This is a genomic window from Neohoeflea coraliihabitans, from assembly GCF_019334345.1.
GTDB classification, from domain to species: Bacteria; Pseudomonadota; Alphaproteobacteria; order Rhizobiales; family Rhizobiaceae; genus Pseudohoeflea; species Pseudohoeflea coraliihabitans.
Genome location: NZ_JAHWQX010000003.1, coordinates 108,826 through 127,986, shown reverse-complemented (window position 1 = coordinate 127,986; position 19,161 = coordinate 108,826). Strand labels below are relative to the sequence as shown.

Here is a 19,161-nt window from a genome sequence, read left to right as displayed (position 1 = left end):
CAAGCTATGCATTCAAGCATACCAAAATTCGATTTCGGCTAATTGCCTTTATTTTTTTGTCATGTCAAATCGACGGCAGAGTTTGCAATCGAGGACAAAGCCATGGAAACCGTCACGCATTTCATCAACGGCGAAAAGACCCGCGGAGACGCCGAGCGCTCCCAGAAGGTGTTCAACCCGGCCACCGGCGCCGCCGAGAAGGAAGTCATCCTTGCCGCCGCAAGTGACGTCGACACCGCCGTCGCCGCTGCCAAGGCAGCGTTTCCGGAGTGGTCGAAGACGCCGCCGCTGCGCCGCGCCCGCATCCTTGACCGGTTCAAGATGATCCTCTGGGACCGCCTCGATCAGCTGGCCGCCCTGATCACCGCCGAGCACGGCAAGACCTTCGACGATGCCCAGGGCGAAGTCACCCGCGGTCTGGAAGTCGTGGAATTCGCCACCGGGGCGCCAACCTTCCTCAAGAGCGATTTCTCCGAGAATGTCGGCACCGGCGTTGACAGCTTCAACGTCCGCCAGGCCCTCGGCGTCGTTGCCGGCATCACCCCCTTCAACTTCCCGGCGATGGTGCCGATGTGGATGTTCCCGGTCGCGATCGTCTGCGGCAACACGTTTGTTCTCAAGCCGTCGGAACGCGATCCCTCCTGCGCCTTGCTGATCGCCGAATGGCTCAAGGAGGCCGGCCTTCCCGACGGCGTCTTCAACGTCGTCCAGGGCGACAAGGTTGCCGTCGATGCGATCCTCGCCAATCCCGACGTCAAGGCCGTCTCCTTTGTCGGCTCGACGCCGATCGCCCAGTACATCTACACCCAAGGCACGGCCAACGGGAAACGCGTCCAGGCGCTCGGCGGCGCCAAGAACCACATGGTCATCATGCCGGATGCCGACATGGAAGGCGCGGCCAACGCGCTGATGGGCGCAGCCTATGGCTCGGCCGGTGAGCGCTGCATGGCCATCTCGGTCGCCGTCCCGGTCGGCGAGAAGACCGCCGACGCCCTGATCGAGACGCTGGTTCCGAAGATCAAGGCGCTGAAGATCGGCCCCGGCATGGATGCCGACAGCGAAATGGGCCCGCTTGTCACCGGACAGCACCGCGACAAGGTGCGCTCCTACATTGATGCTGGCGTCGAGGAAGGCGCCGAGCTGGTGATCGACGGTCGTGGTTTCTCGGTCGACAAGCAGGGCTATGAGAACGGCTTTTTCGTCGGCGCGTCGCTTTTCGACAAGGTGACGCCGGATATGTCCATCTATCGTGACGAAATTTTTGGTCCAGTATTGTCAGTGGTCCGCAGCACCAGCTATCAGGACGCGGTCGATCTGATCCACGGACACCCCTATGCGAATGGCACGGCGATCTTCACCCGCGATGGCGATACCGCCCGTGCCTTCCAGCAGGACATCGAGGTCGGCATGGTCGGCGTCAATGTGCCGATCCCGGTGCCGATGGCCTTCCACTCCTTTGGCGGCTGGAAGGCGTCGATCTTTGGCGACCACGCCATGCACGGGATGGAGGGAGTGCGCTTCTTCACCCGCATCAAGACCACCACGGTGCGTTGGCCGACCGGTCAGCGCGTCGACCCGGAATTCAAGATGCCGACACTGGGCTAGCACTGGTGGGGGCGTCGCAGCAGCCACAAGGAACCGTTGATGACGCCCCACCCCTCCTATGTGCTCACCGTCAGCTGCCAGTCGCAGCGCGGGATCGTCGCCGCCATTGCAACCTATCTGGCGGCGATGAAATGCAACATCACCGATTCATCGCAGTTTGATGACGAGGTCACCGGCGCGTTCTTCATGCGCGTCTCGTTTGATTCCGAGGGCGGCATCGCGCGGGAGGAACTGGCCGAAAAATTCGAGGAGATCAGCGATCGCTTCTCCATGCAGTTCGCCATTCATGACATCGCCCAGCGCACCAAGGTCGTCATCATGGTCTCGCGCTTCGGCCATTGCCTGAACGATCTCTTGTATCGCTGGCGCATCGGCGCCCTGAAAGTCGATATTGTCGGCGTGATTTCCAATCACCTCGACTATCAGAAGCAGGTCGTCAATCACGACATCCCCTTCCACCATGTGCCGGTCACGCCGGCCAACAAGGAGAAGGCCGAAGCGCGGATGATGGAGATCGTCGAGGAGTCCGGCGCCGAACTGATCGTTCTGGCCCGCTACATGCAGATCCTGTCCGATGCCATCTGCAAGAAAATGTCGGGCCGGATCATCAACATCCACCACTCCTTCCTGCCGAGCTTCAAGGGCGCCAATCCCTACAAGCAGGCCTATGAGCGCGGCGTCAAACTGATCGGAGCGACGGCGCACTACGTCACCGCCGATCTCGACGAGGGGCCGATCATCGAGCAGGAAACCGCGCGCGTCACGCACGCCCAGAGCGCCGCCGATTACATCACGATCGGCCGCGATGTCGAAAGCCAGGTGCTGGCCCGCGCCATCCACGCCCACATCCAGCAGCGCACCTTTGTCAATGGCGACCGGGTCATCGTCTTCCCGCCCAGTCCCGGCGCCTATGCCTCAGACCGCATGGGCTAGGCGGGCGGGCGCTCAGCCCATCGCCGCGTCCGAGGCCGCGCGAATCGCCGCGATATTGTCGCGATAGGCAGCCTCGCTGCCGCCCTTGAACACCGCCGAACCGGCGACCAGCACATTGGCACCGGCAGCGGCAACCAGCGGTGCGGTCTCTGCCGTCACGCCGCCATCAATTTCGATATCGATCGGCCGCTCGCCGATCATCGCCTTGACGCGCGCCACCTTGTCGACCACCGCCGGGATGAATTTCTGCCCGCCAAAGCCGGGATTGACCGTCATCAGCAGCACCAGGTCGAGGCGGTCGAGCACATATTCGATGACGCTTTCCGGCGTCGAGGGATTGAGGGAAACGCCGGCCTTCTTGCCGAGATCACGGATCGCCTGCAGCGACCGGTCGAGATGCCGCGTCGCCTCGGCATGCACGGTGATGATATCGCAGCCCGCCGCCGCGAAGGCGGCAAGATAGGGATCGCAGGGTTCGATCATCAGATGGCAGTCGAACACCTTGTCGGTGCGATCGCGAACCGCTTTGATCACCGGCGGACCGTAGGTGATGTTCGGCACGAAATGACCATCCATCACGTCAAGGTGAATCCAGTCGGCGCCCGCCCGCGCCACGGCCTCGATTTCATCGCCCAGGCGCGAGAAATCCGAGGCGAGCACCGAGGGGGCGATAAGGGTCCGGCTCATCAGTGAAGTCTCCCGTTCGTCGGCGCGTCACACGCCTCATGGCCAGTGTGACCCGCAACCCGTTGTGATTGTGCGCGGCGCCGGGCTCAGCAGCCCGGCCGACCATGAGCGAGGCCTATAGCCATCCGCGCGCCGCGCGTACAGCCCGTTTCGTGTGCAATTCCGCGTAAAGGACCGCTCTGCTGATCAGGCCTGCGGCCCCAGCGTCTCGTCCTCGACATCCGGCGACAGGTCCTGCTCCGCCTGCTCGGGCTCCTCGCCCAGCTTCTGACGCGTGAAGCCTTCCGCCCCATGCAGCGTTTCCTCGAAATCGCTCTTGATCTTCACCGGCGAGCGCACATAGGCGGTAATCAGCTCCGCCAGCGAGCGCAGCGCATGCAGGTGAATGCGCTCGTAACCGTGCGAGGCGTCCACCCCGAAGGTCAGAAGAGCCGTTCGCACATCCGCCCCGGCGGCCACCGCGCTGGCGGAATCCGACCGATAGTAGCGGAACACATCCTTCTGGTAGCGCACCTCATTGTCCTGGCACAGCCCGACCAGTTTCTTGGTCAGGTGATAGTCGAATGGCCCCGTCTGGTCGGCCATCGCCACGGTGACCCCGAACTCATCGGAATTCTGACCCGGCGCCGTCGTGCCGTTGTCGATCGAAATCATCGAGGCGACCTCCGGCGTCAGGATGGAGGAAGCGCCGACGCCCACCTCTTCGGCCACCGTAAACAGGAAATGCACGTCGACCGGCGTCACCGCCTTGTGCTTCTGCAAGGCCTTGAGCGCCGCCAGCATCAGCGCCACACCGGCCTTGTTGTCGAGATGGCGCGACACGATATAGCCGTTCTCGATGAATTCCGGCTGCGGGTCGACGGCGACCATGTCACCGATCTCGATCCCCAGTTTTTCGAGGTCCAGCGCGTTGCGTGACAGCGCATCGACGCGCAGTTCGAGATTCTCCCAGCTGACCGGCTGGGTGTCGATCTCCTCGTTGAAGGTGTGCCCCGATGCCTTCAACGGCAGCAATGTGCCCCGGTAGCTGCCCTTTTCCGAAAACACCGTCACCCGCGCCCCTTCGGCGAATCGCGACGACCAGGTGCCGATCGGCACCACAGAACACCGGCCATTGGCCTTCAGGAACTTCACCTGCGCGCCGAGCGTGTCGAGATGCGAGACGATGGCCCGCGCGCCCTTGCGCCGCGATCCCTGGCGCACGGCCCGGATTGCCCCGCGCCGGGTCAGTTCCGGCTCCAGCCCGAGAGCTTCGAGCTCGCGCGTGACGAACCGCACGATGGTGTCTGTGAACCCTGATGGGCTTGGGATGTCCAGCAATGCCTTCAGCGTGGTCTGCAGATACTCATTGTCAATCGTCAGACGGCTCATCAGTCCTCCCTGCCTGCAGGTTCTTGCGCAACGCCTGGCGCGCCGCCAGAGGCATCGACAGCGGGAACAAGAGGTCGATGAACCTCTCGGCTGTCGGTTGCGGTTCGTGATTGGCCAGACCCGGCCGTTCATTGGCTTCAATGAAAGCATAGTCCACGGACCGCGGTGACGTCACCATCAGATCAATGCCACACACAGGGATATCGATCGCCCGGGCCGCCAGCACCGCCGCTTCGACCAGATGCGGGTGCACGATGTCGGTGACATCATGGATCGTTCCGCCGGTGTGCAGATTGGCGGCCTTGCGCACCGTCAGTTCCTCGTTGCTCTCGAGTACATCCTCGAAGCTTCGCCCCGCCGCCAGCAGCGTGCGTTCGGTTTCCGCATCGATCGGGATCTCCGATTCCCCGCCCGTGGCCGCCGAGCGCCTCCGGCTTTGCGCCTCGATCAACTCGCGGATATTGCTGCGCCCGTCGCCGATGATCTTGGGCGGCAGGCGGATGGCCGCGGCGACCAGGCGGTAATTGATCACCACCAGGCGCAAATCCTTGCCGCGCACCATTTCCTCGATAATGACACTGTCGGCATGCTGGCGCGCCTCCTTGATGGCCTCGCGCACCTCGTCCGGCTGCGTCAGGCCGATGGAGATGCCGCGCCCCTGCTCGCCACGCGCCGGCTTGACGACGACCGCGCCGTGCTTGGCGACAAAATCCGCCACCGCCGCGTCGCCGGCCGACGCCATGATCTGTGCCGGAACCCGCACGCCGGCCCGCGCCACCGTCCGTCGCGTCACGGTCTTGTCATCGCAGATCGACATCGCCACGGCACTAGTCAGTTCGCTCAGGCTCTCGCGGCAGCGGACGGAAACGCCGCCCTGGGTCAGGCGGAACAGCCCGCCCTCCGCATCGATGATCTCCACATGGATGCCGCGCCGCCGCGCCTCCTTGACGATGATCTGCGCATAGGGATTGAGACCCTCCTCCGCTTCACCACCGGTAAACAGGTTTTCGTTGATGTGGTTCTTGCGCTTGACGGCGAAATACGGCACGCGCTGAAAACCCAGCTTTTCATAGAGCTTGATCGCCTGTTCATTGTCGTGCAGCACCGACAGATCCATGTAGGCCGCCTGCCGCGCCTGGAAAAATTCCGCCAGCCGCCGCACCAGCGCCTCGCCGATGCCGGGATGCCGCGCCTGCGCATCGACCGCCAGGCACCACAGCGACGAACCGCGTTCCGGATCGCCAAAGGCCCGGGCATGATCGACCCCCGTCACGGTTCCGATCACGTCGCCGGTGCGCTCATCCTCGGCAACGAAATAGGTCAGCACGCGCGCATCGCGCTTCGACCAGAAGAAATCCGGCGAGATCTGCACCATCGAACGCGAGGCATAGATGCGGTTGATCGCCTGGGCATCCTCGCGCGACGTCAGGCGGCGGATGAAATAGCCCTTCGGCATTCTTTTCGAGACCCGGTAGGTGGGCAGATTGAGCCGGAACGTGTGTGAGGGATCGAGAAACAGCTCATTCGGCGCGCTGGCCAGCAGCACATGCGGGTCGCGCACATAAATGGCGATGTCGCGGGTGTCGCCGCGCTCCTCGCGCAAGGCGCCGACCAGCGCATCCGCCTCGTGAAAGGTTTGCCCGAAAGCCAGCCGTCCCCACCCGCAATCGAGCACGTAGTTCGAACGCACCTCGTGCGCGCTCTCCGCGCCATGCGGCGAGATCGGTGGCTTCAGACCCTGCTCACGCAAGCGCTTCAGCCGGTGGCCGGCGCCCTTTCGCCCCTCGCGCTGCAGGCGCGATTCGGATCGCTGCGACGTGTTCGGCTTGTCGTCGTCGGACATCGGCCGGCTCCTCAAAAATCGTGGGTCTGCAACCACATTTCCAGAAGGGCCGCCTGCCAGAGCTCGGAACCGCGCAGCGGCGTGATATGCTCGGAGGGATCAGCAAAAAGCTGGTCGAGCCACGCCGTCTGGAACAGGTTGCGTTCCTTCGCCTTCTGCGATGTCAGTGCATCGCGGACCATGTCGAGAAATTCGCCCTGGATGTATTTCAGTTGCGGAACCGGGAAATAGCCCTTCTTGCGGTCGATCACCTCGTGCGGGATGACCAGCCGTGCCGCATCCTTCAAGATGCCCTTGCCCTGATCGTTCAGTTTCAGTTCCGGCGGCACCCGCGCCGCCAGTTCAACCAGTTCGTGATCGAGGAACGGCACCCGCGCCTCGAGCCCCCAGGCCATCGTCATGTTGTCGACGCGCTTGACCGGGTCATCGACCAGCATCACCTCGGAATCGAGCCGCAAGGCACGATCGACAGCCGTCGCCGCTCCCGGCGCCATCAGGTGAGCGCGCACCAGTTCGAGACTCTCGTCCTGGTCCGCCATCCACTCGGGCGACAATTGCGTCGCCAGCTTCGCGTGGCTGCGGTCGAAGAACACCTTGGCATAGTCGCCGACAACGTCGTTGCTCGTCTGCAGCGGCGGATACCAGTGATAACCGCCGAACACCTCATCGGCGCCCTGCCCCGACTGCACCACTTTGATGTGTTTCGCGACTTCCCGCGACAGCAGGAAAAAGCCGATATTGTCATAGGAGACCATCGGTTCCGACTGCGCCCGGATCGTATCGGGCAGATGCTGCATCAACTCGGCCGCCGGAACGAAGATCTTGTGATGGTCGGTCTTGAAATGCTTGGCGATCAGGTCGGAATAGACGAACTCGTCGCCTTTCTCTCCATTGGCCTCCTCGAACCCGATCGAGAAGGTTTTCAGATCATGCTGGCCCTGTTCGGCAAGCAGCCCCACAATGACGCTAGAATCCACGCCGCCCGACAGCAACACGCCGACCGGCACATCGGCGACCATGCGCCGGCGCACCGCCAGCCGCAGCGCGTCGAGCACCCGGTCGCGCCAGTCCTCGCGGCTCAGCCCGCTGTCCTCGGCGCGGCGTTCATAGATCGGCTGCCAGTAGCGCCGCTCGCGGCTGCTGCCGTCGGCCTCGATGCGCCGGATGGTTGCCGGCGCAAGCTTGCGCACGCCTTTCAGGATGGTGCGCGGCGGCGGAACCACGGCGTGAAAACTCATATAATTGTGCAGCGCCGCCCGGTCGATCTCCGTATCCGTATCGCCGGCCGCCACCAGCGCCGGCAGCGACGAGGCAAAGCGCAACCGCTTGCCGTTCGGCGCCAGATAGAGCGGCTTGATGCCGAACCGGTCGCGCGCCATCGTCACCACGCCGCTGTTCATGTCCTGAATGACGAAGGCGAACATGCCGTGAAAGCGCTCGACGCAGGCATCACCCCACTTGTGGAAGGCCTTGAGGATCACTTCCGTGTCCCCGTGCGAGAAGAAGGTGTAACCCGCTTCTTCCAGTTCAGTGCGCAATTCGGGATAGTTATAAATGCAGCCGTTGAAAGAGATCGTCAGCCCGAGCGCCGAATCGACCATCGGCTGGGCCGAATGATCCGACAGGTCGATGATTTTCAGACGGCGGTGGCCAAAGGCGATGGGTCCGCGCGCAAATACGCCTGACCCATCCGGGCCGCGCGGCGCCAGCACATCGAGCATTCTGGTCACCGAAGTGGCATCGGCAAAACGTCCGTCGAAGCGGATCTCTCCGGCAATTCCACACATTGAACGTTGGTCATCCTTTTTTGGCGGCGCGCCGGGGCGTTCGCCGCATATAAAAAAAGGTGCGGCTTGCCCCACACCTCCGGTTTGTCGTGACTGGATGCAAACTAGGGCACGCCGGCAGGGAAATCAAATGCACTGCCAGCCGCCGGATGCCGTTTTTTATGCGCGGTGCGACCTAGTCAAAAATGCTGCGGGGCATGTGAAACGAAACCACCCAGTTGGGGGCGTCGACCACTTCGCTCAGTCGCAGATCAGCACACACCGAGACCAGCATGTAGGCATCTTCCGGCGCCATGCCGTAGGAACCGCAGAGAAGGTCGATCATGCCGCTGACCGCATCGCGTGCCGCCGCCATCAGATCCGGTCCGATCCCGGTCGTCACCTCCGCCCCGTTCCGGTCCAAATGGCGCGGATCGGCGCTCAAGGTCGTCAGGCGCGGAAAGCGCGGCGCCCCGCCTTTGACGACATCAAGCGTGATCTCGACATCCATGGCGCTCTCGATGGCCGTGCCGCACACTTCCCCATCGCCCTGTGCCGCATGCGTGTCGCCGATCGAAAACAGCGCGCCCTCGACCTCGACGGGAAGATAGAGAATGCTGCCTGTGCGCAATTCGCGCATGTCCATGTTGCCGCCCACATGGCGCGGCGGGATGATGTCATGTCGTCCGGCCTCGGCCGGCGCCACGCCGATCGTACCGGCGAACGGCATCAGCGGCACCCGCCCATAAGGTGAGAACGCTGCCGGTTCGTTCAGCTTGGTATCGTAGTGCCACAGATGCAGTTTCGGCACCGGGAACTGATCGGCAAGCAGTCCGAAGCCGGGTATGATCCCGGTCCAGCCGAACCCCGAGGGAGTGAAGGCGCCGATCGTCACTTTCAACGCATCGCCGGGCATGGCGCCCTCGATGAACACCGGCCCGTTGACCGGATTGGTGCGCGCCGCATCAAGCCGCGCCAGGCAGTCCGAGGTGCTCGTCGCGGTGATCTGCCCGTCGGAAGCATCCTTGCAGTGAAACAGCAGCGTTTCGCCCGGAGGTACGATCTGCACCGGCGCAAGCGCGTTGTCCCAGCCATAGTGGCACTGCCCGGCATGCAGAGTATGCGCATAGTGGCGATGCGTCATGAGGTTGTGCCCGCCCCCCGCCGCCGGATCTGCGCCATGTCGAGCATATAGGCTTCCGCCTCCACCATGTGCCGCGCCATGATATCGCGCGCCTCCTTGCTGCGCCCGGCCTTGATCGCCCGCAGCAACTGCACCTGATAGGTCAGGCCGCTCTCGCGCAGGCTAGGATTGCGCGTGTGGTAGATCTCGCGGCAGACGGTCATGTCCCGCAGCAGGCTGACCATGAAGATGCAGATGAAACCGAGCACCCGGTTGTCCGAGCGCCGCGCCAGTTCCGCGTGGAAATCAAGTTCGGCCAGTCTTTGCTGATATTCGTCCGCCGCGGTAGCCGGCTCATCCTCGTAAAGCCGGATTGTCGCGTGCAGCGCCGCAAGATCGGTTTCCGACAGCCGGCCGGCGACACTGGCGGCCAGTTCCGGCTCGATGACCTTGCGCAATGCATAGATGTCGGCGATCGTCGGCGCCTCGAACAGGAACAGATTGTCGAGCATGCGAATGGCATCGTCAGTGCGCACGGCGGCGACAAACACGCCTCCGCCGGGTCCGCTGCGGCTTTCGACCAGCCCCTGCACCGCGAGGATCTTCAGGGCCTCGCGCGCCGTGCCGCGCGACACGCCGAGGGTCTGCGGGTCGATCCATTCGCCGGGCACCCGGCTGCCGGGCTGCAGATTGGCGGCGATGATCTGCTCGCGCAGTCGGTCGGCCGTCTGGTCCGGTCGCCGCCGCTTGCGTTCGCGCGCCGGCGCTGCCGCCGCACCGTCCCTGATCATGGCCCCGGATCCCTGTCGTCTCCGGCCGGATGGTGGCAGGCGGCCAGATGCTCCGGCGCATCGGGCGCCGGACAGAGCGCCGGCATCTCGGCCTGACAGATTTGTGTCCCCGCCGGGCAGCGGGCGAAAAACGGGCAGCCGGGCGGCGGGTTGAAGGGATCGGGCAATTCGCTCTCGGCATCGCCGGCATCGAGATTGCGGCGCCCCGGCGCCGGTGCCGAATTGAGCAACAGCCGCGTGTAATGATGGCGCGGCTGACCGAACAATTGCCGCGCCGGTGCCATTTCCACCAATTGACCGAAATACAGCACCGCCACGCGGTCGCTGACGCTTTCGACCACCGACAGATCGTGGCTGATGAACAGGAAGGTCAGTCCGAAACGCCGCTTCAGATCGGCAAGGATGTTCAGCACCTGCGCCTGCACCGAGACGTCGAGCGCCGAGACCGGCTCGTCAAGGACGATCAGGTCCGGATCGGCGGCCAGCGCCCGCGCGATGCCGATGCGCTGGGCCTGGCCGCCGGAAAACTCGTGCGGGTAGCGGTCGAGGAATTCCGGCGCCAGATTGACCGCCTGCATCAGCGTTTCAAGCCGCTCCCGGCGTTCGGTCCGGCCAAGCTTTAGCAGATGAATGAGCGGCGCTTCGAGGATGGTGCGGATCGTCTTGCGCGGATTGAGCGAGGCCAGCGGATCCTGGAAGACATACTGGATCTTGCGCGATACCGCCCGGTGATCCGACTTGATCAGCGCCACCAGATCCTCGCCCTCGAAGGTAATCCGTCCGCCGGTCGGACGGTCAAGCCCGGTCAGCATGCGCGCCAGGGTCGACTTGCCACAGCCCGATTCGCCGACAATGCCGAGCGTTTCGCCACGCTTGACGTCAAACGAGATGCCCTGCACCGCATGCACGGCGGGGCGCGGCTGTCCGAACAGGGTTCGCCCGCCGCCGAAGGTCCGCTCGACCGCATCAAGCTGCATCAGCGGCTCTGCGGGCTGAGCGGCGAGTTCCTGGCTGGGTTCAGACATCGGCGGATCCTTCTTCACCGAGCGGGTGCAGACAGCGCGCGCCGCGCTCGGGGCCAAAATCGCGCATGGCGATCTCGCCCTGCAGGCAATCGGGCTGGGCGCGCGGACAGCGCGGTGCGAAGGCGCAGCCCGGCGGCAAGGCATTGACCACCGGCGGCCGGCCCTCGATGGCATCGAGCCGCCGCTCCGGCTGTCCGAGCACCGGCACGCAATCGATCAGCTTGCCCGTATAGGGGTGTTTTGGATCAGCCAGGATCTCTTCGGTCGTGCCGGTCTCGACGATCTTGCCGGCATACATCACCGCCACCCGGTCGCAGATTGCCGAGACCACACCGAAATCATGGGTGATGAACAGGATGCCCGTGTCGTGATCGCGACGCAGCGCCGCCAGCAGCGACAGCACCTGCGCCTGCACCGTCACATCCAGTGCCGTTGTCGGTTCATCGGCAATGATCACGTCCGCCGCGTTGGCGAGCGCCATGGCGATGCAGATGCGCTGCCGCATGCCGCCGGACAATTCGTGCGGATAGGCGTTGAGCCGTTCCTCGGGATTGGGGATACGCACCGTCGCCAGCAGTTCCGCCGCCCGTTGCCGCGCCGAAGCGTGTGAAAGCGGCTGGTGCGCGCGGATTGCCTCGATCAGCTGATCGCCGACCGTGTAAAGCGGATGCAAGGTCGACAACGGATCCTGGAAAACATGCGAGACCGCGCCGCCGCGCAATTGCCGGATGCGCTCGTCGGACGCCGAAAACAGATCCTCGTCGCCCAGCATCGCCACCCCGCCGACAATGCGGCCGGGCGGTGTCGGCACCAGCCCCATGATCGACATGGCCGACACCGACTTGCCTGAGCCGGATTCGCCGACGAGGCCAAGGCACTCGCCCTTGCGGATCTTCAGATCAACACCGCCGACTGCCCGGTAGACCGAAGAACCGATCTCGAATTCCGTCTTCAGCCCGCGCACGTCGAGGACGGCATCCTCGCCGCGCACATCGGTGGCCGGCACGCTTTTGCGCTCGACGGCGGTGCGCGCCGTCGGACGGGTCAGCGAGCCGGATTTCAGGCGCGGATCAAGGATGTCGCGCACCCCGTCGCCAAGCAGATTGATGCTCATCACTAGAACGAATATCATCAGTCCGGGGACGATCGAGACATGCGGCGCGGTGAACAGGATCTTGCGCCCCTCGCCAAGCATCGAACCGAGATCGGCCTGCGGCGGTTGCGCGCCGAGCCCGAGAAATGACAGGCCGGCCGTTTCCAGGATCATCCAGCCGATCGTTGTCGACATGGTGATGATGATCACCGGCAGCACGTTCGGCAGCACCTCACCGAACAGGATCTGCGCATGCGACTTGCCCGACAGCCGAGCCGCATCGACGAATTCACGCCGCGACAGCCCGAGCGCGATACCGCGGATGTTGCGCGCAAAGAAGGGCACATTCACCACGGCAATGGCATAGAGCGCGTTCAGCAGACCCGGCCCGAGCACCGCGACGATCGCCAGCGCCAGCAGGATGTAGGGAAAGGCCATGACCATGTCGATGCCGCGCATCAGCAGTGTATCCGTGCGCCCTCCGGCATAGCCGGCCAACAGCCCGATCAGCGAGCCGAAAAAGGCGGCGATCAGCGTCGCCGAGATGCCGACGGCCAGCGATACGCGCGCCCCCCAGATCAGCCGCGACAGGATATCCCGGCCCAGGGCGTCGGTGCCAAGCAGGTGACCGGCACTGAACAGCGGTTGCAGCCGGTCGGCTGGCGCCGTGGCATCGGGATCGGGCAGCGGCAGGATTGGCGCCAGCGCCGCCACCAGCACGATAAGCGAAAAAATCACCAGCCCGGCCGTGGCCAGCTGATTGTTGAGAAGCAGCCGCAGGACCGAGGGACGCCCCTTGCGGTCCTTCTTGCGCCGTTTTTCCGGCTGCTGGCCGGTGCTCACTGCCGCCTGATCGCTCATCAGCGCAACCTCGGATCGATCAGGGTCTGCACGACATCCGCCGCCAGGTTGAACAGCACATAGGCCGCCGCCACTACCAGCACGCCGCCCTGCACGAGCAGAAGGTCGCGGGTCGAGATCGCCTTGACCAGCATCGAACCGATGCCCGGCCACTGGAACACGGTCTCGATATACACCGCGCCGCCAAGCACGAAGCCGGCCTGGATGCCGATCACCGGGATCACCGCCACCAGTGCCGCCTTGAACGCGTGCCGGTAGATCACCCGCCGTTCCGACAATCCCTTGGCGCGCGCCGTGCGGATATAGTCCTGGCGCAGCACCTCAAGCATGGCCGTGCGTGTCAGGCGGGCGATCACCCCGGTCGCCACCGCCGCCAGCGTCACGGCCGGCAAGAACAGGTGATGCAGTAGGTCGAGCGGGCCGCCGCCGCCATAGATCGCGTACATGCCGCTGACCGGAAACCATTTGAGTTGCACCGAGAACGCCAAGATCAATAGCAGGCCGAGCCAGAAGGAAGGGGTCGAGATGCCGATCAGCACGATGAAGGTGATCAGTTTGTCGGCCCAGGAGAACTGCCGCACGGCCGAGATGACGCCGGCTATCAGGCCGAGGATCGAACACAGCACCAAGGCACTGCCGGCCAGGATCAGCGTCGCCCAGAAGCGCTCCATCACCTCGTCGAGCACCGGCCGGTTGAGGGTGTAGGAGCGGCCGAGATCGCCCTGGAACAGATTCCCGAGCCAGATGAAATATTGCTGCACCATCGGCTTGTCGAGGCCGAGGTCCTTGTTCAGCTTGGCGACATTTTCGGGTGTGGCGTAGGAGCCGAGAATGGCCGTCGCCGGGTCACCGGGGATCAGCGCCATGATGACGAAGACGATGATCGTCAGCCCGAACAGCACCGGGATGGCGGCCAGCAGCCGCTTTGCAATGTATAGGCCCACTTTGTTCGCCCCGTTCTGGCGCCGGCCGCGGAGGGGCCGGGCACTCCGGTGGATTTGGCAAAGCGGCGGCCGGATCCCTCACCGGGGTCCCGGCCGCACGCGAAAGTCCGCAGCCTATTGCGGCTTGGCAACGTCCTGCAGCATCAGGAAGAAGGAGGGCTGCAGCTTGAAGTTCTCGACACCCGCCTTGGTCACGGCGTTCTGCTTCCAGTTGGCGACGAACACCCAGGGTGCGTCCTCCTGCACGATCTGCTGCATCTGCTTGTACAGCTTGGCGCGCTCGGCCTGGTCGGTCACTTCCCGCGCCTTGTTGAGCAGTTCATCAACCTCCGGATTGGAGTAATAACCGGAATTGAAGCCGCCCTTGTCGGGGAACGCTTCCGAGCGCAGCGCCAGATAAGGCAAAGTATCCGGATCATTGGTCATCCAGGCCATTTCGGCCATGTCGGCCTTGCCTTCGAGGCCCGGATTGACCTTGCCGAGGAACGTATTCCACTCATAGGTCTCGATCTTCACCTTCATGCCGACTTCCTGCAGGTCGGCCTGGATGGCCGTTCCCATGGCAATCGGATCGAGCATGCCCGAGCCGCCTTCGGTGACATAGAAGGTCAGTTCCTCGCCGTCATAGCCGGCTTCCTCAAGCAGCGCCTTGGCCTTCTCCGGATCATGCGGATACGGCTCGAGCGTTTCATCATAGGCCCAGGCAAAGGCCGGCGGTGTCGGTCCGGCGGCCACTTCGGCGGTGCCCTGCAGGACATTCTCGACCAGGGCCTGCTTGTCGATGGCATAGTTCGCGGCCTGACGTACTTTCTTGTCGGCGAACGGACCTTCCTTGGCATTCAGGATCAGGAACCAGACATGCGGTCCGGCCTGCTCGAGCACCTGGTAGTCGGGATTGTCACGGAACTGCGCCAGGCTGTCCGGCGGCACTTCCACCATGATGTCGAGCCCGCCCGCGAGCATTTCGGCAATGCGGGTATTGGCGTCGGTGATCGGCCGGTAGACGATCGCCTCGAGCGGCGGCGCGCCGTCCCAGTAGTCTTCGTTGCGCGTCAGCACCACCTTGGCATTCGGTTCCCATTCGGCGAACTTGTAGGCTCCGGTTCCGGACGGCTGGCGCCCGAATTCGGTGCCTTTCGCCTCGACTTCGGCCGGCGAGACGATCAGCCCCGTCGGATAGGCGAGGTTCGACAGGAACGGCGCATAGGGCGCGTTCAGCTTGAACTCGACCGTCAGATCGTCGACCACGCTCACCTCTTCCACCGCCGAGAAGAAGAAGGCCAGCGGGAATGGTCCGGTATCGTGGGCGGGATGGTCTTCCTTCAGCATCCGGTCAAAATTGAACTTGACCGCCTCGGCGTTGAAGTCCGAGCCGTCATGAAACTTCACCCCCGAGCGCAGCTTGAAGGTGTAGACGGTGCCATCATCGGAGATGGTCCAGCTTTCGGCCAAAGACGGCTCCACTTCCAGTGTGCCGTCCTTGTAACGGGTCAGCCCGTCATAGACGTTGACGAGAATGCGGAAGTCGTTGACCGCCGTCACCGTCGCCGGGTCGAGTGATTTCGGTTCGGCGATCTGACCGACCACCGCGACATTCGGCGGGGTCTGCGCCAGCACCGGCGCGGTCAGGAGCAGGCCCGCCGCGCCAATCGCTGCTGCCAGGAAATGTTTCATGGGGATCCTCTTCCTTCGAAACGGGGAATGCGCATTAAACATGAATAATTTTGGAGATGACAAGGTTTTATTATAATAAATTTGGCACAGCCGTCTTCGAAACCTGCCGTGGAGAGTGTTAAGTGACTGAGAAGAAAACGCCTTCTGAATTGGCGAAACAGCCGCGCATTGCCTCCTCCCGGCTGCGCGAACTGCTTGATGATCTCAATCGCTTTGGTCATGACGCAGAGACCGGCGGCTACAACCGCATCGGCTACGGGGCCGCCGACATGGCCGCCCGCGACTGGTTCGAAGACCTGCTGCGCCGCGAGGGGCTGACGGTTTCGCGTGACGGCGCCGCCAATATCTTCGGTCGCTACGGACCCGCCGAAGGGCCCTCGATCCTGGTCGGCTCACATCTCGACACGGTGCCGCAAGGCGGCGGCTTCGACGGTGCGCTCGGCGTTGCGGCCGGTCTGGAATGCATCCGTGCGCTCAAGACGGCGGAGATCTGGCCGAAGACGGCCGTCGAAGTGGTCGCCTTTGCCGAGGAGGAAGGCCGCTTTGGCGGCATGCTCGGCTCCCAGGCCCTCGCCGGGCAGGTTGATCCGGGCTGGCTGCACACCGCCTCCGATGCGCAAGGCATCCGCCTCGCCGACGCCATGCGACAGGTGGGTCTAAACCCCGACAGCGTCCCGACCGCGGCGCGATCCCCCGCCGACATCGCCGCCTTTCTCGAATTGCACATTGAACAGGGACCGGTCCTGGAATCCGAGGGCCGCGCCATCGGTATCGTCGAGGCGATTTCGGGCGTCTGCAACCTCTCGGTCACCTTCACCGGCCTTGCCAATCACTCCGGCACCACCCCGATGAACCTGCGCGCCGATGCCTTTGCCGGTCTGGCGGAATTCGCCGTGACGATCCCGTCGCTGATCGAGGCGGTCGGCGGAGCGCAGTCGCGCATCACCATCGGCAAGGTCGAGCTCGAACCCAATTTTCCGCACACCATTCCGGGCCTGGCGATCTTTTCGATCATCATTCGCGATACCGACGCGGCAATTCAGCAAAAACTCCGCGAAGCCGTGCAACAGCGCCTGCAAACGGTGGCTTCACGCCATCGTCTGACCGTTGAAATCGTTGAGAAAAGTCTGCTGGCGCCGGTTCGCCTCGATCCTGAACTCGCCGAGCGCATCGCGGCCATCGCCGAGCGGCGCGGCATGGCATGGCGACGCATGCCCTCGGGGGCCGGACATGACGCCCAGACCATGCAGAGCCGCTGGCCCTCCGCATTGATCTTCGTGCCAAGCCGCAACGGCATCTCGCACGCCCCCGAGGAATACACCGAGTGGGACGACGTCGTGTGCGGGGCTGAATTGCTCCTCGACACCCTCACCGAACTGGCGGTGCAGGGCGACAAGTTTTAATATCATATCGCCCGCCTGCCCCTTGCACGTTGAGAACGGATGACACCGATGTCCGAGCGCCATGACTTTCATGCCCGCATCCGCTGGACCGGCAACCGCGGCGAAGGCACCCGCCGCTACACGGGATACGATCGCAACTGGGTAATCGACACGCCGGGCAAGCCGCCCGTCGCCGCCTCCAACGATCCCCGCCTCGGCGGCGATCCGGCTCTGCACAATCCCGAGGACCTTCTGCTTTCGGCGCTCGCCAGCTGCCACATGCTCTGGTATCTGCATCTGGCTTCCAACACCGGCATCATCGTCATGGCCTACCAGGATGCGCCGATTGGCCAAGCCGAAAGTGAACCGGACGGCAGCGGCTCATTTCGCGCCGTGACGCTGCGCCCGAAGATCGAGGTTGCTGCGGGCACGGACCTTGCCAAGGCCAGGGCTCTGCATGCCGAGATCCACAGGCATTGCTTCATCGCCCGCTCGGTGAATTTTCCCGTGACGTGCGAACCCGAAGTGACTGAATCCCGGCCCCGGGATTAGGATCCTAGGCGCCGGCCACGCCCTTGCCGATCATGTTTTCCGGCACGATCACCCGGTCATAGGTCTCGGCATCGATCTTCCCGGACGCCAGCGCCGCCTCGCGCAGCGTCACGCCGCGCTTGTGGGCATCCTCGGCGATGTGCGCTGCGGCCTGATAGCCAATCTCCGGCGACAGCGCCGTCACCAGCATCAGCGAGTTTTCCAGATGCGCGGCGATCTGCGACCGGTCGATCTCGGTGCCCTCCGCCGAGAATTGCCGGAACGTGCCGCAGCCATCGGCAAGAATGCGGATCGATTGCAGCACATTGTAAATGATCAGCGGCCGCATGACGTTCAATTGCAGATTGCCCTGGCTGCCGGCCATGCCGACGGCCGCATCAAGGCCGATCACCTGGGTGCAGATCATGATCATCGCTTCGCATTGCGTCGGATTGACCTTGCCGGGCATGATCGAGGAGCCGGGTTCATTTTCCGGCAGGCGCAATTCGCCAAGCCCGCAGCGCGGGCCCGAGGCCAGCCAGCGCATGTCATTGGCGATTTTCAAGAGCACCACGGCGACGCCGCGCAGCGCCGAGGAAGCCTGCACCATGGCATCCAGCCCGCCAAGCGCAGCGAATTTGTTGGGCGCCGTGACAAACGACTTGCCGGTCAGTTCAGCGATCTTTGCTGCCACAGCTTCGGAAAAACCCTCCGGCGCATTCAGCCCGGTGCCGACCGCCGTGCCGCCGAGCGCCAGTTGATACAAGCCGGCGCGGCTCGCGGCGACGGTTTCCATCACGGCGCGCAGTTGCGCCGCCCAGCCCGACCACTCCTGCCCGACCGACAGCGGCACCGCATCCTCGAGATGCGTGCGGCCGATCTTGGCCACATCCATCCACTGCTCCGCCTTCGTTTCGATCAGCGCCGCCAACTTTTCCAGTTCCGGCAGCAGACGCCGGTCGAGCATGTCCAGCGTGGCAATGTGCATTGCCGTCGGAAAGCTGTCATTCGACGATTGCGACATGTTGACGTGATCATTCGGCGCGACCGGTTTCTGGCTGCCCAGTTCGCCACCGAGCAGCTGGATCGCGCGGTTGGAAATCACTTCGTTGACATTCATGTTGGTCTGCGTTCCCGAGCCCGTCTGCCAGACATACAGAGGAAAATGCGCATCGAGCGCGCCGCTGATGGTCTCCTCGGCGGCCTGGCTGATCGCCTGCAGCGTGTCATCGTCGAGCCGTCCGGCCTCCGCATTGACCAGCGCCGCCGCCTTCTTGACGATTCCGTAGGCGTGGCAGACCTCCTTCGGCATCAGGTCGCCGCCGATCGCGAAATGATGCAGCGATCGCTGCGTTTGCGCGCCCCAGTATTTCTCGCCCGGCACCTCTATCTCGCCCATGGAATCGAACTCCCGCCGAGGCCCTTCCGCATCGATGCCGATTTGCGGAAACCTGGTGTTCGCAGCGTGTGCCATTCCATTTTCTCCTCGTGGCAGTAACCTGGTACCCGCCATATAGGTCACCGGGCAGCCA

General features: G+C 63.8%; 15 protein-coding genes. 4 read left to right on the top strand and 11 right to left on the bottom strand.

From position 1 onward, the window contains the following. Positions 1 to 102: 102 nt before the first annotated feature. Together KY465_RS11670 and purU are read left to right on the top strand one after the other, a co-directional pair. Positions 103 to 1,605: a CoA-acylating methylmalonate-semialdehyde dehydrogenase gene (locus KY465_RS11670; protein WP_219201889.1), complete on the top strand. Its 1,503-nt coding sequence runs from the start codon at positions 103 to 105 to the stop codon at positions 1,603 to 1,605. A 39-nt stretch (positions 1,606 to 1,644) separates the two neighbouring features. Next, a complete protein-coding gene (purU, locus tag KY465_RS11665; protein WP_219201888.1) occupies positions 1,645 to 2,538 on the top strand; it encodes a formyltetrahydrofolate deformylase in 894 nt (297 codons plus the stop codon). Between the two features lie 12 nt (positions 2,539 to 2,550). Here the strand turns inward: purU and rpe are convergent, their stop codons facing one another. From rpe to KY465_RS11615, 10 genes are all read right to left on the bottom strand, one after another. After that, entirely contained in the window at positions 2,551 to 3,225 is a 675-nt protein-coding gene (gene rpe / locus KY465_RS11660; RefSeq protein ID WP_428982997.1) for a ribulose-phosphate 3-epimerase, read from the bottom strand. A gap of 186 nt (positions 3,226 to 3,411) precedes the next feature. Continuing rightward, complete coding sequence (locus KY465_RS11655; protein ID WP_219201887.1) at positions 3,412 to 4,596, bottom strand: osmoprotectant NAGGN system M42 family peptidase; 1,185 nt, start codon at positions 4,594 to 4,596, stop codon at positions 3,412 to 3,414. Then, the gene (gene ngg, locus KY465_RS11650) at positions 4,577 to 6,439 is read right to left on the bottom strand and encodes an N-acetylglutaminylglutamine synthetase (protein WP_219201886.1); all 1,863 of its coding nucleotides are present in this window, start codon (positions 6,437 to 6,439) and stop codon (positions 4,577 to 4,579) included. Before ngg ends, KY465_RS11655 begins: the two co-directional genes overlap by 20 nt. Positions 6,440 to 6,450: 11 nt before the next feature. Then, a complete protein-coding gene (locus tag KY465_RS11645; RefSeq protein ID WP_219201885.1) occupies positions 6,451 to 8,226 on the bottom strand; it encodes an N-acetylglutaminylglutamine amidotransferase in 1,776 nt (591 codons plus the stop codon). 175 nt (positions 8,227 to 8,401) lie between these two features. Beyond that, the gene (locus tag KY465_RS11640) at positions 8,402 to 9,349 is read right to left on the bottom strand and encodes an acetamidase/formamidase family protein (RefSeq protein ID WP_219201884.1); all 948 of its coding nucleotides are present in this window, start codon (positions 9,347 to 9,349) and stop codon (positions 8,402 to 8,404) included. Then, positions 9,346 to 10,119, bottom strand: coding sequence for a FadR/GntR family transcriptional regulator (locus KY465_RS11635; RefSeq protein WP_219201883.1), 774 nt, complete (start codon positions 10,117 to 10,119; stop codon positions 9,346 to 9,348). Before KY465_RS11635 ends, KY465_RS11640 begins: the two co-directional genes overlap by 4 nt. After that, a complete protein-coding gene (locus KY465_RS11630) occupies positions 10,116 to 11,144 on the bottom strand; it encodes an ABC transporter ATP-binding protein (protein ID WP_219201882.1) in 1,029 nt (342 codons plus the stop codon). Before KY465_RS11630 ends, KY465_RS11635 begins: the two co-directional genes overlap by 4 nt. Next, positions 11,137 to 13,098 carry a dipeptide/oligopeptide/nickel ABC transporter permease/ATP-binding protein gene (locus tag KY465_RS11625; RefSeq protein WP_219201881.1) on the bottom strand — a complete coding sequence of 654 codons (1,962 nt, stop codon included), beginning with the start codon at positions 13,096 to 13,098 and terminating at the stop codon, positions 11,137 to 11,139. The genes KY465_RS11630 and KY465_RS11625 overlap by 8 nt, the downstream gene beginning before the upstream one ends. Next, entirely contained in the window at positions 13,098 to 14,042 is a 945-nt protein-coding gene (locus tag KY465_RS11620; RefSeq protein ID WP_219201880.1) for an ABC transporter permease, read from the bottom strand. The genes KY465_RS11625 and KY465_RS11620 overlap by 1 nt, the downstream gene beginning before the upstream one ends. A 114-nt stretch (positions 14,043 to 14,156) precedes the next feature. Then, a complete protein-coding gene (locus tag KY465_RS11615; protein ID WP_219201879.1) occupies positions 14,157 to 15,716 on the bottom strand; it encodes an ABC transporter substrate-binding protein in 1,560 nt (519 codons plus the stop codon). 122 nt (positions 15,717 to 15,838) lie between these two features. On the opposite strand from KY465_RS11615, the gene KY465_RS11610 reads away from it, so the two are divergent. Both KY465_RS11610 and KY465_RS11605 read left to right on the top strand, forming a co-directional pair. After that, a complete protein-coding gene (locus tag KY465_RS11610; protein WP_346432632.1) occupies positions 15,839 to 17,119 on the top strand; it encodes a Zn-dependent hydrolase in 1,281 nt (426 codons plus the stop codon). 39 nt (positions 17,120 to 17,158) lie between these two features. Further along, positions 17,159 to 17,650: an OsmC family protein gene (locus tag KY465_RS11605; RefSeq protein ID WP_255561631.1), complete on the top strand. Its 492-nt coding sequence runs from the start codon at positions 17,159 to 17,161 to the stop codon at positions 17,648 to 17,650. 4 nt (positions 17,651 to 17,654) lie between these two features. On the opposite strand, the gene fumC is transcribed toward KY465_RS11605, so the two are convergent. Then, complete coding sequence (fumC, locus tag KY465_RS11600) at positions 17,655 to 19,103, bottom strand: class II fumarate hydratase (protein WP_219201878.1); 1,449 nt, start codon at positions 19,101 to 19,103, stop codon at positions 17,655 to 17,657. Positions 19,104 to 19,161 lie beyond the last annotated feature (58 nt).

Excerpts from the sequence above, each read along its gene's own strand:
- KY465_RS11670 (WP_219201889.1), top strand. The coding sequence starts at position 103 with ATGGAAACCGTCACGCATTTCATCAACGGCGAAAAGACCCGCGGAGAC.
- purU (WP_219201888.1), top strand. The coding sequence starts at position 1,645 with ATGACGCCCCACCCCTCCTATGTGCTCACCGTCAGCTGCCAGTCGCAG.
- rpe (WP_428982997.1), bottom strand. The coding sequence starts at position 3,225 with ATGAGCCGGACCCTTATCGCCCCCTCGGTGCTCGCCTCGGATTTCTCG.
- KY465_RS11655 (WP_219201887.1), bottom strand. The coding sequence starts at position 4,596 with ATGAGCCGTCTGACGATTGACAATGAGTATCTGCAGACCACGCTGAAG.
- ngg (WP_219201886.1), bottom strand. The coding sequence starts at position 6,439 with ATGTCCGACGACGACAAGCCGAACACGTCGCAGCGATCCGAATCGCGC.
- KY465_RS11645 (WP_219201885.1), bottom strand. The coding sequence starts at position 8,226 with ATGTGTGGAATTGCCGGAGAGATCCGCTTCGACGGACGTTTTGCCGAT.
- KY465_RS11640 (WP_219201884.1), bottom strand. The coding sequence starts at position 9,349 with ATGACGCATCGCCACTATGCGCATACTCTGCATGCCGGGCAGTGCCAC.
- KY465_RS11635 (WP_219201883.1), bottom strand. The coding sequence starts at position 10,119 with ATGATCAGGGACGGTGCGGCGGCAGCGCCGGCGCGCGAACGCAAGCGG.
- KY465_RS11630 (WP_219201882.1), bottom strand. The coding sequence starts at position 11,144 with ATGTCTGAACCCAGCCAGGAACTCGCCGCTCAGCCCGCAGAGCCGCTG.
- KY465_RS11625 (WP_219201881.1), bottom strand. The coding sequence starts at position 13,098 with ATGAGCGATCAGGCGGCAGTGAGCACCGGCCAGCAGCCGGAAAAACGG.
- KY465_RS11615 (WP_219201879.1), bottom strand. The coding sequence starts at position 15,716 with ATGAAACATTTCCTGGCAGCAGCGATTGGCGCGGCGGGCCTGCTCCTG.
- KY465_RS11605 (WP_255561631.1), top strand. The coding sequence starts at position 17,159 with ATGACACCGATGTCCGAGCGCCATGACTTTCATGCCCGCATCCGCTGG.
- fumC (WP_219201878.1), bottom strand. The coding sequence starts at position 19,103 with ATGGCACACGCTGCGAACACCAGGTTTCCGCAAATCGGCATCGATGCG.